General features: G+C 59.7%; 15 protein-coding genes and 1 pseudogene. 8 read left to right on the forward strand and 8 right to left on the reverse strand.

Annotated elements, in window-relative coordinates; translation table 11 throughout:
- Positions 1–231: 231 nt before the first annotated feature.
- The 6 genes from AB8B31_RS23785 to AB8B31_RS23810 all read left to right on the forward strand — a co-directional run bounded on the left by AB8B31_RS23785 (position 232) and on the right by AB8B31_RS23810 (position 5,908).
- Positions 232–1,377, forward strand: coding sequence for an ABC transporter ATP-binding protein (locus AB8B31_RS23785; RefSeq protein ID WP_020572891.1), 1,146 nt, complete (start codon positions 232–234; stop codon positions 1,375–1,377).
- A gap of 126 nt (positions 1,378–1,503) precedes the next feature.
- Positions 1,504–2,580, forward strand: a complete 1,077-nt coding sequence (locus AB8B31_RS23790; RefSeq protein WP_026188705.1) for a Gfo/Idh/MocA family protein — start codon at positions 1,504–1,506, stop codon at positions 2,578–2,580.
- The gene (locus AB8B31_RS23795; RefSeq protein ID WP_439007530.1) at positions 2,580–3,425 is read left to right on the forward strand and encodes a sugar phosphate isomerase/epimerase family protein; all 846 of its coding nucleotides are present in this window, start codon (positions 2,580–2,582) and stop codon (positions 3,423–3,425) included. Before AB8B31_RS23790 ends, AB8B31_RS23795 begins: the two co-directional genes overlap by 1 nt.
- The gene (locus AB8B31_RS23800; protein WP_018245734.1) at positions 3,422–4,231 is read left to right on the forward strand and encodes an alpha/beta fold hydrolase; all 810 of its coding nucleotides are present in this window, start codon (positions 3,422–3,424) and stop codon (positions 4,229–4,231) included. The genes AB8B31_RS23795 and AB8B31_RS23800 overlap by 4 nt, the downstream gene beginning before the upstream one ends.
- Positions 4,232–4,235: 4 nt before the next feature.
- Positions 4,236–4,937, forward strand: a complete 702-nt coding sequence (locus AB8B31_RS23805; protein ID WP_018245733.1) for a ribulose-phosphate 3-epimerase — start codon at positions 4,236–4,238, stop codon at positions 4,935–4,937.
- A 14-nt stretch (positions 4,938–4,951) separates the two neighbouring features.
- Positions 4,952–5,908, forward strand: coding sequence for an ROK family protein (locus tag AB8B31_RS23810; RefSeq protein WP_130749002.1), 957 nt, complete (start codon positions 4,952–4,954; stop codon positions 5,906–5,908).
- Positions 5,909–5,935: 27 nt separating this feature from the next.
- Here AB8B31_RS23810 and AB8B31_RS23815 read toward each other — a convergent pair whose 3' ends face one another.
- Together AB8B31_RS23815 and AB8B31_RS23820 are read right to left on the reverse strand one after the other, a co-directional pair.
- Complete coding sequence (locus AB8B31_RS23815) at positions 5,936–6,331, reverse strand: DUF4112 domain-containing protein (RefSeq protein WP_130729657.1); 396 nt, start codon at positions 6,329–6,331, stop codon at positions 5,936–5,938.
- Positions 6,332–6,617: 286 nt separating this feature from the next.
- Positions 6,618–8,435: a methyl-accepting chemotaxis protein gene (locus tag AB8B31_RS23820; RefSeq protein WP_113543062.1), complete on the reverse strand. Its 1,818-nt coding sequence runs from the start codon at positions 8,433–8,435 to the stop codon at positions 6,618–6,620.
- Positions 8,436–8,659: 224 nt separating this feature from the next.
- Between AB8B31_RS23820 and AB8B31_RS23825 the strand changes: the two are divergent.
- Positions 8,660–8,909 (forward strand): annotated as a pseudogene (locus AB8B31_RS23825) (plasmid stabilization protein).
- A complete protein-coding gene (locus tag AB8B31_RS23830; RefSeq protein ID WP_018245729.1) occupies positions 8,906–9,319 on the forward strand; it encodes a type II toxin-antitoxin system VapC family toxin in 414 nt (137 codons plus the stop codon). Before AB8B31_RS23825 ends, AB8B31_RS23830 begins: the two are co-directional and overlap by 4 nt.
- Before the next feature lie 45 nt (positions 9,320–9,364).
- Here AB8B31_RS23830 and AB8B31_RS23835 read toward each other — a convergent pair whose 3' ends face one another.
- The 6 genes from AB8B31_RS23835 to flgK all read right to left on the reverse strand — a co-directional run bounded on the left by AB8B31_RS23835 (position 9,365) and on the right by flgK (position 14,818).
- The gene (locus AB8B31_RS23835) at positions 9,365–9,613 is read right to left on the reverse strand and encodes a hypothetical protein (protein ID WP_018245728.1); all 249 of its coding nucleotides are present in this window, start codon (positions 9,611–9,613) and stop codon (positions 9,365–9,367) included.
- Between the two features lie 190 nt (positions 9,614–9,803).
- Positions 9,804–10,880, reverse strand: a complete 1,077-nt coding sequence (locus AB8B31_RS23840; RefSeq protein ID WP_130729658.1) for a DUF5666 domain-containing protein — start codon at positions 10,878–10,880, stop codon at positions 9,804–9,806.
- Positions 10,877–11,770 (reverse strand): DUF6502 family protein, encoded by an 894-nt coding sequence (locus AB8B31_RS23845; RefSeq protein WP_018245726.1) that lies wholly within the window; start codon positions 11,768–11,770, stop codon positions 10,877–10,879. The genes AB8B31_RS23840 and AB8B31_RS23845 overlap by 4 nt, the downstream gene beginning before the upstream one ends.
- Positions 11,771–11,923: 153 nt before the next feature.
- Entirely contained in the window at positions 11,924–12,298 is a 375-nt protein-coding gene (locus tag AB8B31_RS23850; RefSeq protein ID WP_018245725.1) for a hypothetical protein, read from the reverse strand.
- A 10-nt stretch (positions 12,299–12,308) separates the two neighbouring features.
- Positions 12,309–13,355, reverse strand: coding sequence for a flagellar hook-associated family protein (locus tag AB8B31_RS23855; protein ID WP_018245724.1), 1,047 nt, complete (start codon positions 13,353–13,355; stop codon positions 12,309–12,311).
- 2 nt (positions 13,356–13,357) lie between these two features.
- Positions 13,358–14,818, reverse strand: a complete 1,461-nt coding sequence (gene flgK / locus AB8B31_RS23860) for a flagellar hook-associated protein FlgK (protein WP_018245723.1) — start codon at positions 14,816–14,818, stop codon at positions 13,358–13,360.
- Positions 14,819–14,831: the final 13 nt, after the last annotated feature.

The following is a 14,831-nucleotide window of genomic DNA, read 5'->3' on the forward strand; positions in this document are numbered from 1 at the left end:
CATAAAAGTTACGCGCGATAAAAAATATAATTCCGCAAATGAATATTCGTTTCATATGGAATGATGATATTTTTCAACTAGATACGATTTGTTTCCGATAGATTGTGATGAATTCCCCTCGATTCTTTTGTTGACTTTGACGCTCAGGCCTGAGCTTTCTTGTCAAAAGGATCGGAGACGGCGGGGAGCGCCGTTCAAGATGTGATCCGGACTGGTACGGGAGGACGAGACGTGGCTGTGGTTGTACTCGACAAAATCTGCAAGACCTATGGAAACAGCTACCATGCGATCAAGGATCTGAGCCTGACGATCCATGATGGCGAGTTTCTGATTCTGGTCGGGCCGTCCGGATGCGGAAAATCGACCGCTCTGCGCATGATTGCCGGGCTCGAGGAAATCAGCAGCGGAACATTGAGCATCGGCGGTCAGGACGTCGTGGATCTCGCGCCCAAGGACCGGGACATTGCCATGGTCTTTCAAAGCTATGCGCTTTATCCGCACATGACCGTGTTCGACAACATCGCCTTTTCGATGAAGCTGGCCGGAAAGAACAAGGCCGAACGCACCAAACGCGTGCATGAGATCGCCAAGATCCTGCAGCTGGAATCCTTGCTGGGCAACAAGCCCGCACAGCTTTCCGGCGGCCAGCGCCAGCGTGTTGCGATGGGCCGCGCCATGGTCCGTGAGCCCGCGGCATTCCTCATGGACGAACCGCTCTCGAACCTTGATGCGAAGCTGCGTGTTCAGATGCGGGCGGAGATCGCCAGCCTGCAGAGACAGCTGGGCGTGACGACGATCTACGTGACGCACGACCAGACCGAAGCGCTGACCATGGGCGATCGGGTTGCGGTGCTGAAGGGCGGCGTGCTTCAGCAAGTGGATACGCCCAAGGCTCTGTATCACCGCCCGGTCAATGCGTTTGTCGCCGGCTTCATCGGTTCGCCGTCGATGAACCTTTTCGAAGGGCGTCTGGAGGGCGGGCGGATCCATCTGCCGGGCTTCTCCATTCCGTTGTCCGACGGCGCCTTCGAACGCGCTCCCGGTCTTTCCGCCTTCGAGGGAAAGGCCCTGATCTTTGGGGTCAGGCCCGAGGACCTCTACGACAGCCGGTTGCCGTCGGGTGCCTCCCATCCGACGATCCCGGTTGTCGTGAAGTCGATCGAGGAGCTAGGCTCCGAGTTGATCGTGCATTTGAAGATCGACGCGGTCCGGATCGACTCAGGCGACCCCGATGCTGTCGAGGACTTGAGCGGGGCCGCCAACGCCGTTGCGCGGTTCGAGGCTGTCAGTGCGGTCGAGACAGGCCAATCGATCAATGTGGCGATCGACCCGGCGAAACTGCACTTTTTCCATCCTCAAACGCATATGGCGCTCTGAATTGACGAGGGAGCAGCGGGCGGCGCTGGTGGCGGCCCGGCCAGAAGACGTCGTTGACGTTTGAAAGCATTCCATCCGACGCCGAAACCGGCGTTCACTTCAATATCCGACCCGAAGGGCTTTTCGATGCCAGCAAAACAGGAACGACGTCTCCGCATCGGCGTATTGGGAGCGGGCCAGATTGCCCAGGCCGCGCACTTCGAGAGCTGCACGAAGGCAGCCAATGCCGACCTCTATGCGATTTGCGACGTTGCCGAGGATCTCCGTGAGCGTATGGCAATCACCCACGGGGTGGAAAAAACCTATGACGATTACGATAAGATGCTGGCCGATCCTGACCTCGATGCCGTGGTGATCGCGACCGCCGATGCCTTTCACGTCCCGGCTTCCATTCGCGCCCTTCAGGCAGGCAAACATGTCCTGTGCGAGAAACCCGTCGGTGTCACCGTCGAGGAATGCCTTGAACTGAAAGCTGTAGTCGACGGGGCGGGAAAGGTGTTTCAGGTCGGGCATATGAAGCGTTTCGACGCGGGGCTCCAGGCTGCCAAGTCCTTCATCCGCGATGAAATGGGCGAAATGGTTGCTCTGAAAGCATGGTATTGCGACAGCACGCACCGCTATCCAATGACCGATGCGGTCCAACCCCTGATCGTCACCAGCGCCAATGCGCGGAAGCCCACCGCCAATCCGAAAGCCGACCTGCGGCGCTACTACATGCTTGCCCACGGTTGCCATCTGATCGACACCGCACGTTATTTCGCCGGCGACATCGTTTCCGTCAACGCTCGCCTGTCGGAGCGCGCCGGTATCTGGTGCTGGTTCGTGGACGTGGAATTTGTCTCCGGCACGCTCGGCCATCTCGATCTCACCGTTCAGGTGCGCATGGACTGGCACGAAGGCTTCCAGATCTATGGCAAGAATGGCAGCATTTTGGGCAAGACCTATAACCCGTGGTACTACAAGACCAGCGAGGTGGACATTTTCCGAGAGGCGGACGGCGCGACCCATCGAGTTCTCGGTGCCGACGGCCATTTCTATCGCCGTCAGGTCGAAGGCTTCGCCCGCACCATTCTGGATGGCGCCGTGATGGAAGGCGCCGACATCGATGACGGCCTGGCATCCGTACGGGCGATGGTCGCCGTCGCGCGTTCGGCCGAAAGCGGTAAGGCGGTTGCGTTGGCCGACGTCACGGGTGGCGTGTGATGAAGCTCGGCATTTTCGCAAAGACCTTCGAGGGAACGGAACCGGTAAGCGTTCTCAACTCGGTCGCCGCGGCCGGGTTCACCTGCGCCCAATATAATATGGCCTGCTCGGGCCTTGCGCCGATGCCGGAGATCATTACGGAAGCCCAGGCCAGCTCGGTCGCCGAAGCCGCGCGCGAGAGCGGCGTCGAAATCGTTGCCGTTTCCGGCACTTTCAACATGATCCACCCGGATCCTGCCGTTCGCGAGGCCGGCCTTCGTAACCTCGCGACGCTGGCCAAGCGCAGCACCGGCATTTCGACCGCCCTGATCACGCTCTGCACCGGCACACGCGATCCCATCGACCAGTGGAAGGCCCACGCCGACAACAATACGCCGGAGGCCTGGCGGGACCTCCTCGAAGCGATGGGAACGGCCATCGAGATCGCCGAACGCTACGATGTCGATCTCGGCATCGAGCCCGAGCTTGCCAATGTCGTCAACTCGGCTGAGAAAGCCCATCGGCTGATCACGGCACTAAAGAGCCCCCGCATCAAGATCGTGCTCGATCCGGCCAATCTCTTCGAGCTCGCGACGCTGGATGAGCAGCGGAGCATCGTGTCTTCCGCCATCGACCTTCTGGCCGATCGGATCGTCATGGCGCATGCGAAAGACCGCAATCGCGACGGTAGTTTCGCGACCGCCGGCAAGGGCGTCCTCGACTACGCGCATTATCTCGGCCGTCTCAAGGCGATCGGCTTCGAGGGCAGTCTCGTCACGCATGGTCTTTCGGCTTCGGAGGCGGCCGGTGTGGCGGCCTTCCTGAAGAATAGCCTCGACGGTCATTCTGCGGGGGCAGGAAGATGAGACGGGCTCGACCGTTCGAAACCAGCGACGGGACCATTCTCAATGTGGATATGGCGGGCGAGGGCGCGTCCGCCATATTCCAGCATGGCTTATGCGGAGACGCGGCGCAGACCGACGAAGTCTTTCCGCTCGAAGCGGGTTTTCGCCGGGTAACGATCGAAGCGCGTGGCCACGGCCACTCCCAAGCCGGCAATCTGGAGCGGTTGTCGATCGCGACCTTCTGCGATGACATCGCCGCCTATATCGAGAAAAACCTTACGCCGCCGATCGTGATCGGCGGCATCTCGATGGGTGCTGCGATCGCCTTACGTCTCGCGGTCAAGCGGCCCGATCTTGTCAAGGCTCTGATCATCGCAAGGCCGGCCTGGCTGACGGCACCCGAGCCGGAGAATATGGCGCCCAATGCCGAAGTCGGGCGGCTTTTGAAAACTCTGCCGCCGGATGAGGCAAAGACTACGTTCCTGGCAGGGCCGGTGGGCGTGCGGCTCGCCGCCGAGGCTCCGGACAATCTGGCGTCACTCGCCGGCTTTTTCTCCCGCACGCCTTTGGATGTGACCGCCGAACTGCTCACCAGGATCTCAAATGACGGTCCTGATGTGACCGACGAGGAGGTCGGCAATATCGCCGTACCGACGCTCATCATCGGCCATGATCGGGACAGCATTCATCCTCTTGGCCACGCATGTGCTCTTGCCGAGCGCATTGCCGGCGCGCGTTTCGTGCAGATCACATCGAAGACTGTGAGCCGTCCGCAATATGTCGCCGACTTCCGGCTTGCCATGGGCCATTTTCTGAAGGAGCTCTGAAACAATGACGACCCCCTCCAAGACCTGGATCGCTGATCTTCCGAAGGATCGCTTGATTGCTGAATTCTCCATCTGGTCGGCCGATCTTGTGCGTCTCGCCGATGATCTGATGCGTGTCGATCCGCACGTCGACATCCTCCATATCGATGTCGCCGATGGTCATTTCGCGCCGGCAATGTTGTTTTTCCCCGATCTCGTCGCCGGGGTGCGCAAAATTTCCGCACGCCCGATCCATGTTCACCTGATGGTCGCCGACAGCATCATCCTGTCGCAGATCGAGCAGTTCGCCGATGCGGGCAGCGACCTGATTAGCCTGCATGTTGAAAACGAAAGCGTCGCAGACCAGGCGCTCGATCTCCTCGATCGCCGCGGCGTCGCCGCCGGCATGGTCCTCAAAGTCGATACTCCCGTCGAGCGGGTCGAAAGATACGTTTCCCGGCTGAGTTTCGTGACGCTGCTCGGCACGGCGATCGGTGTGAAGGGCCAGGGCCTCGACGAAAAGGCCGGCGCCCGGCTTCAGCAGGCCAAGCAGATCATCGCCGGCTGCGGCGCGGCGCATCGGATCGTGCTTGCGGCCGACGGCGGTATTCGCGAGCACACCGTGCCTCACCTGCGCCAATCGGGTGCGGAGACGGTCGTTCTCGGTTCCCTGGCTTTCAATGCGCCGTCGCTCGACGAGCGGATGGCATGGGTCCGCGCACTCTAACTGATGGTCTTCACATGCAGCAGGTTGCCATTGGAATCGACCTCGGTGGGACGCAGGTACGCGCTGCCCTTGTCGACGAGCAAGGCCGGATTCTGGCGCGCGCAGCCGAACCGACGGATGCGCTGGCGGGTCCCGACCGCGTGCTCGCCCAGATTTGCGGCCTGGCCGATGGACTGCTTGCAGCATCGAACCCGGCTTCGGTGGTGGGCGTCGGCGTATCCGCTCCGGGCCCACTCGATACGGTTGCCGGTGTCGCGACTGATATCCCGACCCTCTCCGGCTTCGTCGATTTTCCGCTGAAGGCGGAGTTGCAGAAGCGGTTTCCGTTTCCTGTCGACCTCGAGAATGATGCTATTGCCGCTGCCATTGGTGAGTGGCAGTTCGGTATCGGCAAGGGGCTTGATAACCTTGTCTATGTCACGGTCAGCACCGGAATCGGCGGCGGCGTTATCTCGGATGGTCGCGTGGTGCGCGGCCGCAAGGGCATGGCGGCTCATGTCGGCCACATGTCGGTCGTGCCGAACGGCGAGCCTTGCCCTTGCGGCAACAGGGGTTGCTTCGAGGCCTATGGATCCGGACCGGCTTTTGCACGACGCGCCCGCATAAGGGCCATGGAATCTAGCGGGACGACGATAGGCAGCGATGGCGGTGCCATCGACAGCCGCAGCATCTTCGCGGCCGCTAGAAATGGCGATCGTCTGGCAAATCAACTGGTTGACGAGGAAGCAGAAATTCTCGGCCGCGGCTTCACCAGCCTGATCCATATCTTCAGTCCCGATATCATTGTAATGGGAGGCGGGCTTTCCCACGAGTTCGATCGGCTGCAACCGGGCATTCAAGCCTACATCACGCAATGGGCCATGCCGGCATTCAAGGACGTCAAGGTGATGCTGGCAGCATTGGATCAGAACTCTGGCCTCGTCGGCGCGGCGGCCCTGGCGTTTCTGACGAGAAAGGGCGCTCGGACGTGATCCAGACCGGCGAAGCGATCGGCTTCGTCAGATGTGCCGATTCAGCTCGTCTTCGCTAATCCCAAAGTGGTCGAGGATGATACCGACGTTTCGGCGATGAGACTTGAAATAGACGTCGAAAAGATCGCCGAGGAGGGGAACCGTTCCGCCGGCGGCGTCGATCCCGAGATTGACGGCCATACGGGCGAGCTTATGGGTGGGAACACCGAGGCGTCTTGCCTCATCGATGATGAAAAGACCGATCAGAGATCCGGCAATGTCGCCGACGGCCGGGATAAGGCCGAGAATTGAGTCCGCGCCGATCCGCACGCCGATGACAGGCAATCTGACCGCAGTATCCATCATGCGCGCTATGCCGACAGCGCGCCGAATTTTTCCAATTTCCACGGACGTCAGGTGTTTCATGCTGGCGGAAGCTGGCATCAGCAGCCTTTTGGCACGAACGATCGCTCCGCCCCCTCGAAGAGGGGCGTGGGAGCGATTTGGTCGCATTGCCGCGAAATAGTCCGACGCAACGAAAGGCCGGTGCCATCATGATTTTCCATTGCCGTGAAACGCTGCAAACCCGATAAGGTTCGCCGCGAAAGCAAGGATCATCTCTCGTCGGGAACCACGATCAATTTCAAGGCCGGCGATTGCGTTGCCGTCGTGGCGATTGTCTTGGACTAAGGTTGCCGAAAGAGCAGGGGCTTCCGTTGCCGCTCCCGCCTCAAGCAGCTTTCTGCGGTCTGGACGTGCTGGCTCCCGCATCGACCTGAAAGCGGTTGACGACCCCCTCCAGTGTCTGCGTTTGGCTACCGAGGGCGCGGCAGGCCGAGGCAGTTTCGACGGCCATGGCAGCGTTGCGTTGGGTTACCTGATCCAGGGCGTTGACGGAGGTGTTGATCTCGCCGATCGCTACCGCCTGTTCGGAGGATACCGAAACGATGCGGGCGATCAGGCCGGCAACCTGCTCGACCTGGCCCTCGATTTCCAGGAGCGCCTTGCCGGTGCGGTTGACGAGTTCCACACCGGTGGAGACCTGGGCCGAGGAGGTGGAGATCAGAGCTCTGATCTCCTTGGCGGCGTTGGCCGAGCGCATGGCAAGTTCACGCACTTCCTGCGCCACGACGGCAAAACCCTTGCCTGCTTCGCCCGCGCGCGCTGCTTCAACCCCGGCATTGAGCGCCAGAAGATTGGTCTGGAAGGCGATTTCATCGATGACGTTGACGATGGCGCCAATCTGGGAGGACGAGCCTTCGATCCTTTCCATGGCGGCGATTGCTTCGCGAACGACGGCTGCCGAATGTTCGGCGCTGGTGCGGGTCTGCGCCATCATGCCGGTTGCCTTGCCGGCATGGTCGGAGGCGTCTTTGGCTTTGATATTCATTTCATCGAGCGCGGCTGTGGCCTCTTCGAGCATCGCGGCCTGCTGTTCCGTGCGCGACGCAAGACTGTCGGCTGCATCGGTGATGCCGGCCGAGGAGCTGCCCACTTGCTTGGAGGTCTGGGCGATCTCCGCCATCGAAGCGCAAAGCGCGTCCATACTATCGTTGAACTTCGCGCGCAAAGTCTCGTAGGCAGCGGCAAAGGGTGTCTTGATCCGGCAATCGAGGTTGCCGGTCGATAGCTGTTCCAGTCCGTATGTCAGCTGATCGATCACCGTTTCGCGGATCTGCTCCTCTGCGGCCCTTTCGGCCAGCTGACTGCGTTCACGCTCGAATTCCGCATCGCGAAGTGCGGTCTCGCGCTTCTGTGCGTCCTGCCGCTCGAGTGCGTTGCGGCGGAATACCGCGACGGCCTTGGACATGGCGCCGATCTCGTCGGAACGGTTGGCGTAGGGAACGTCGGTCGAAAAATCGCCTTCGGCAAGATTGCCCATATAGGCTTTCATGCCATCCAGGGGCACGATCGCCCGGCGACGCAAGAGATACAGTCCCACCAGCAATAGGCCGAACGATCCGAAGCCCGCAGCACCCGCATAGATCGTCCAGGTCACGATCTCCGAGGCTGCATTGCGTTCCTCACCCTTCAGGAAGGCGTCGGAATTGGCAACGAGTTTCTCGACCGCGTCCTGGTGCGAATGAAAGGCGACGCGCAACTGCTCGATTGCACCGTGCGCCTTGTCTTCATCCCTGGCATTCAAGGCCGGGATGATCTCATGGTTCATCACTTCCCAGAATTCATCGCCCTTGGCGATGACATCGTTTTCAAGCTCGTCCTTCAAGGCTTGCGGCAGCCGGGTGGTTTTCCAATAGGCGCGGCGGTCGTCGTAAGCGGCCTTGAGATTTGCGATCTTGGCAAGATTGGTGTCGGTGAGTTCGGGAAATTTGCTCGCCTCGAAGGAGAGCATGTAGGATTCGACCACAAACAGCGGCGGCGGCAGAATATCGGCAATCAAATCCTTGCCGTAGACGACCTGCTCGTAAACCGGCCCGTTGACCTTGAGCCGTTCGAGCGCCGATTGCTGCAATCCGATCGACATGAAAAGACCGACTGAAACGGCGACGCCGAACGCCACCAAACTGCGAGCAATGGTAAATGCCAAGACTGTCTCCAAATAACTTTGGCTTCTCTACTTCGAGAGACCTGATCTACGTATGGCATTATTTCGCAAGAACACTGAAATGTGGTTAATTATTCTGACATTGGAGCTTAGCGGCAGCCGTCCATTATTGGGTTGATGATTTACGAAAAGCAATGGTATCAAGCCATCACTTGCCATCTTGATGGCTAACGCTGCCTTTATATCCTATCGCAAAGGAGATCGGCATGGCCGAACCTCAGCTTTCTGTACGGAGCGCAAAAGCGCGTGATCTTGCTCACCGGCTTTCCCGCCGTGAAAACCGCTCGATAGCCGACATTGTCGAAAGGGCCCTCGAATCGTATGAAATACGCGAAGCCGGAAGAGAGCCGGCTGTGTCCTTCTATGCCAGGGCTTTCGCAGCAAAGCGGGACGGATATCGACCTCGAAGCCGTTATCAACGAAGGCAGGCAGGTTCATAAGGGCATCGAGCTTTGATTTTTCTCGATACCAACATTGTTTCGGAAACTTTGATAAAATCACCCAATGAAGCTGTGATCTCATGGCTCGTCCGCCATGATGCTGAATTGGCGCTGCCGACAGTAACGATTGCCGAGATCGCTTTCGGTATCCAGAAGATCCGGCCTGATCAGCGAGCCGAACGCCTCGAGCAGGGACTGTCCGACTGGCGTCGTCGCTTTGCAGCCCGGATTTTTGGCCTGACCGAAGAGGCCGCTCTTGCTTATGGTGACATTATGGGTTTGGCCGCTCGTCAGGGGCGCGGGATGTCAGTGCCGGATGGCATGATCGCCGCTATCGCGCGGGTCAATGGTGGGCGACTTGCGACGCGAAATCTGGGCAATTTTGCGACCTCAGGTCTTCAATTGATCTCGCCATGGGAGTTTTGACGTCTCGGAAATGCGTGGGCGCTGGTACTTGGGTATCGACACCTTTCAGGCCAATCGCATGAGCATTTCATTCAGGTTGCCGATCTGGCGGAGCAGTTCGACCAACTTATCCGTGTCGTCTTGACTGAGCCGGCCCGTTCCGCCGCTGCTTTTCCAAAGATGTTGAAATTCTTGGCTCGTCTGTAGCGCGATGCCCATGATTTCGATGATTTGCGTACGGTTTTCCCAGGTTGCAACGACCGTCGGTTGGTCCATTCCCATCGACATGTCCGGTTCGCGTTCCAGCAAAAGCAATTCCTGATTCCTCTTGGCGATGGTGGGTTGGTTCGGCAGTCAGCAGCGATTGAAAATCAAACGATTGTCTGTCGGGTGTGGGGCGGACCCGATAGACAATCGGCAAGTCCTTCTTGGGAATCCAAATCAGGAATCGCAGGAACAATAAATGGGAAATTTTCCCATATGTCAATGTGCTCGACTGAGCCTTTCAGCGGGGACCTGGAAAATCTGGAGGCGGCGGGCCGCGAGGCGCGGTATCCCCCGGTGGCGGACCTCGCCTGTTCGGGTCGGGATAATCTCCACCAGGCCCGCCTCTGCCGAAGGAGGGGCGATCATGCGGCGGCCCGTCCGGAGGGCCATCCGGCGGGCGAGGACCAAAGCCGTCTGGGCCCTGCCTGTCCGCAAAGCCCGTCATTCTGCTTGAATCGCGTACGGTGACGTCGACAAACCCATGGCCGTCAGGGGACATTCGCATCGAGCCGTAAGGCGTTGAGCCCCCGGGTCCCGAGCCAGCCCCGCCTTTGTCCGCGGACCTGAAGGTCTCGACGTTGACGATGCCGCGTTTCAGACCCGGCACCACAGGCTCGGCCTGAATGCGTATAATCATCAATCGGTCGGCGACTGTCTGAAGACGTACGAGCGTTTGCTTGCCGACCAGATATCCATGCGTGTTGCCAAGCGAAAGGCCGCCGATCCGGACGCGATGACCGCTCTTCGATGGCACGCCTCGGACATGGGCGCCATCGGAAACGGAACGAGGCTCGATACGCCGAGCAATGATGGTGCCATCCGGTTTACGGATGCCGAACACGGCAACGCGATTGCCTTTTCGCAAGCCCTTCGTCACCAAACCTGTCGTGTCGACGGTTTGCGACAATATGGTGATACCGGTCTTGTCAATCCGGTCGATGCGGCCCTGAACCTCGCTGACGATCGCGATGCGGGCAGCACGCTTTCCCGTCAGCAGCACCCGGGCCACATGACCGACCTTCATCGCGCTTGCAGGAGCGCGCCGTCCATCGATCTCGATCGGGGTCGTCGCGCTGAAAGGTATGTGGACGTTGTTGACGATGATGCTTCCAAAGCCCTGGATGGTCCCGACGATGCCGGTTCCGCCGATCCCGTGATCTTCGTTCTCCCCACCTCCCTGAATGGAAAGACCGGACCCGCCGATTCCATGATCGCTGGTCCCCGTCGGTTGCGCGGCTACGGTCTCCGGTCGCACGATCTGAAGTGCGATGCCGCCCAGCAGAAATTGCCTCCTGGAGATCATTGACGGGCTCATTCGTCTGTCTCCGTCCTGGAAGCGGCGTCTGGCTGAAGATCGGCCTCAGCCGCCTCGGGCATGACATAGACCCCCGCAATCCAGCGGCTATTGCCGCCGGGATCATCCGTGATGGCCCGATGGGCGATCTTGTTGAGCTTCAGGAGCAGCGCCATCCCTTCCTCACGCGCAATCTCGTCGAGTTGGGCCGCCAGCTCAGGGGATATCCCGTCGTAGTGAACCGCGCGTTCGAAGTAGGGGGGAGGGTCGTTCATCAGATTGATGACCGCTGCCTGCACATGGTCACGAAGATTGCGTGTAAAATAGTGCCGACGGGCTTCGTCACCGGCATTCGGAACAATTGATGAGAGGTTGAGCTGGACCTGGCCGTCCTGATCGAGAACGACAATGCCTTTATCCAGCCAGTCGTCCAGGATGGAGCGGGGATGAACGTCCTTGGTGATGTCGCTCACCAGGCTCTCGAATGACGGACCGCCGTCGCTGGAGGTCCGGGGCAGGGCGCTTGGCCTATCCTCCGCATCGCAATAAAGCGGATCGGCAAGCCATCTTGCAAGGATGCGGCTTGTCTGTGAAACGCCGACGGTCAGAAACGATGCCGTGAGTGCCTGTCCACGCAACCGGTTGACGTCCTTGCGGTGGATGCCGGTCAGAAGCGAGATGCGGCTATCCGTCTGCTGCTTGTTCGGTAGCGCGAACTCCTTCTCCGCAACCTCGATATAGAGGCGGCGAAGAACGGTCGAGAAGGAGATGAAGTTGAAGCCGGAGGCGAGTGCGAGCTTGACCAGCGGGCGAAGCACGCGGATCAGCATGGCCTGCAAAGTCTCTTCGGAGAATGGAAGCTTCGCGCGCGGCTTTGACATTAACAACACACTCGGTCTCTGAAAGACCATTGCCGGCAGACTTCGGCAGTCGCCCTCAGCCTCCCTATGGTAAAGTCCAGACTGCCGCAACGGACAAGCCACATGCAAGCCCAGCCTATGCCATGCTCCCGAGCGGCGCGGCCGTATAGCGCCGCCTTTGAGAAGAGATTTTAGCGTGTTCCGTTAATGAGTTACCGGATGCGGCTCGGGCGACAGCACTGCGCCATGGCGCCAGTCGATCAGCCGGTCGATGCGCGCAATCTTGTGGAAAACCTCGAAAACGTCGAATGACGTGCCTTTCTCGATATGGGCTGCCAGCAACTCGCAAAGCTCGAATATTTCAGGGGGCGTACCCGTCATCTCGACGCCGTCATCCGTGAAGACACCCGATCGCGGCCATGCCCGCGTCTGTTGTTCGTCGAGTTTGCTGCCGACGAAAGGGATCGTATCGATGATGCCAGAGGCGAGCGCGAAGGCCGCCTCCGCCACGATTTCGGAACACGTCGTGTTGGGTTCCCTCGTTAGGGCCGGTATTTGCATCCGCTTGAATTCCCGCATGTTCAACCCGTCAGAGATAGTTGACCAGACTCAGACCCTGGAGTTTCGAGACGAGCGTGTAAGCTGTCTCCAGTTGCGTCTGCAGCTGGTTGACGAGCGTCGAAGCCTCGTAGGCATCCACCCCCTGGAGATCGACAAGGTTTCCCTGAAGCAGAGTGGATTGAGCGTCGAGGGCGTCATTTGCCTTTTCGAGCCGCTCCTGTGAAAGGCCGAGCTCACTTTGCTGCGTCACGATGCCGGCGGTGGCCTGAGCCGCATAGGCGATCGCCTTGGATGCGACGGTGCTCTGCGCGTCGGAACTGAGATCCTGGCCGAAGAGGGCGGAGACGACGACGGAGGCAAGAGCGAGATAGCGCATGCCTTCGGAATTGGCATTGGTCGACGAGGTGATGGTTTCCGATCCGCTGATCCGGCTCGTCATGTCGGTGCTGGAAGCGGTGGACCAGCCTTCGGAAGCGTCCGTCCAGGCGCTCTCGGAGAACATCGGCTCGACCGTGTCGGTGATGAAGCTGCCGATTTCCTCGCCTGTCAACTCGTTGACGTCTTTTCCGAGACCGGTTGCATAATCGTTCAGAGCCGAAACGATCGTATCCGAGACCGCCGAGGATTGATCGGTCAGAGGCTGGCTGTCGAGGTTGGTTCCGCCGAACAGGAACTCGCCATTGACCGACGTGTTTGCCGTCGAGACCAGCTGCGAAATCGTGGCGCTCGCCGTCTGCAGGGCAACGGCGATGCTCGTCGTATCCTGGCTCGCCTGGAGCGCGGTCAGGTTCGAGACCAGGCTGTCGCCGGCATCCTTCAGGCTCGAAAGGGCGGTTTGCGATGCGTTCATGCGCAATTCGACGACGGCATTGCTCGTCTTGAACGAGGCGGCCTGGGCGATGGCGCTGGTGAGATTGATCGACTTTGCAGCGCCGGCGCCGAGGGATACGCCGATATCGGCGTAGGTTCCTGTGGTCGCTTCCGTCGAGGCCTGCTGCAGCTTGTTTTGGGACTGGCTGATGGTGAGCCGCAAAACATTCTGCATCGCCGATGATGAGACAAAAGATGCTTTCATGACTAGCTCGCTATGTCGAGGAGCGACTGGAACATCTCGTCGATGACGTTCAGGATCTTCGTCGCTGCTTTGTAGGATTGTTCGATGTCGAGAAGTAGCGTCAGTTCCTCGTCGAGGTTGACGCCCGTTTCGTTGGAATAGGCCTCGTCGGAGCGTGACAAGGCCGCAGCTGTGGTTTCGGAAGCCGCCGTTGCATCGCTTCGATATTGTTCGAGCCAGCCGATGGAGGCGCTGGCGTAGTCCGTCAGGCTTTGCGACGTCGAGAGACCTGCGTCGGAAGAGAACGAACGCTGTTCCGTCAGCGCCTGATACAGGGCGTCGAGATTGTCCGAGAAGCCGCTGTCTCCCGAGGTGTTGAGATCGGTGATGCCGCTGATCGTTCCGTCGCGCAGCTTCGTCGCATCGCCGCCCTCGCTTGTGACGACGGCTGAATTGACCGAGATAGTGGAGGCGATCCCTGTCGTATCGTCGGAAGCAGCAGGTGTTCCCCCGGTTGTGCCCGACGCCGTCGTCCACACGAAAAGTCCCGGTGCGCTCGTGCTGCCGTCGGTTTCCGAGAAGATCTGGACCAGTGATTTGGCGATCTCGTCGAGCTGGTCCTGGAATGTCGGGGCGATTTCGTCGCGAAGCTGCAGCAGCGCCTGCAGGCTACCCGATGCACTCGTCGTCGATCCTTCGCCGGCGTCGAGTGCAACGCCGTCGATATAGATGGAATTGCCTTCCGTTCCGGCAACGTAGGTTGCCGTCGACGCGAACGTGACGGTGCGGGGAATGGTCTCGAACAGCACGGTGCCATCAGAGGTATAGAGCGCCATGTCGTTATTGTCGCGCACGGTGGAGGTGATGCCGACGATCGAGGAGATCTGCTTCAGGAGCTTTTCACGCTCGTCGAGCGCCGAGGATGTATCGGTGCCGGTCGATGTCGCCAGCTTGACCGCATTGTTGGCCGCCTCGAACTGCGACAGCAGCGTGTTCAGGGTGGAGACCTGTGTGGCGATCTCCGCATCCGCCTCGGCTCTGATCGACTGGACGCCGTCGCTTGCGGTATTCAACGAATTGGCAAGATCCTGCGCGGCGGTCACGGCCGATTGCGCTGATGTCGTGCTGCTCGGGGATGTGGCGAATGTCTGGAGCGCCTGCTGGAATGCTGTGAGATAGGTACTCGGCGAGGTCTCGTAGTCATTGCCGCCCACCAGCGACTTCAGGCTTTCGAGGCCGGTCACCAGCGTCTGCTGGGCGCTGTCCTTGGCATTCGTTTGCAGATACTGGGCAAGCAGCGCCGTTTCCTGCGCCCGGCTGATGCTGACAACTTGGGCGCCGGAAAGAGACGTCGTAACCGACGCCTCCCGTCTCACATAGTCGGAATTTCCGACATTGGCGATATTCGTCGAGATGACGCTGCTTTGTTGGCCGGTCGTGTTGAAAATACTTTGCACGCTGTTCAAGGCGGAGGTGAGCGACATGCCGGCGTCCTCC

Source organism: Rhizobium sp. 62_C5_N11_2 (assembly GCF_051811185.1).
Classification (GTDB): Bacteria; Pseudomonadota; Alphaproteobacteria; order Rhizobiales; family Rhizobiaceae; genus Rhizobium; species Rhizobium leguminosarum.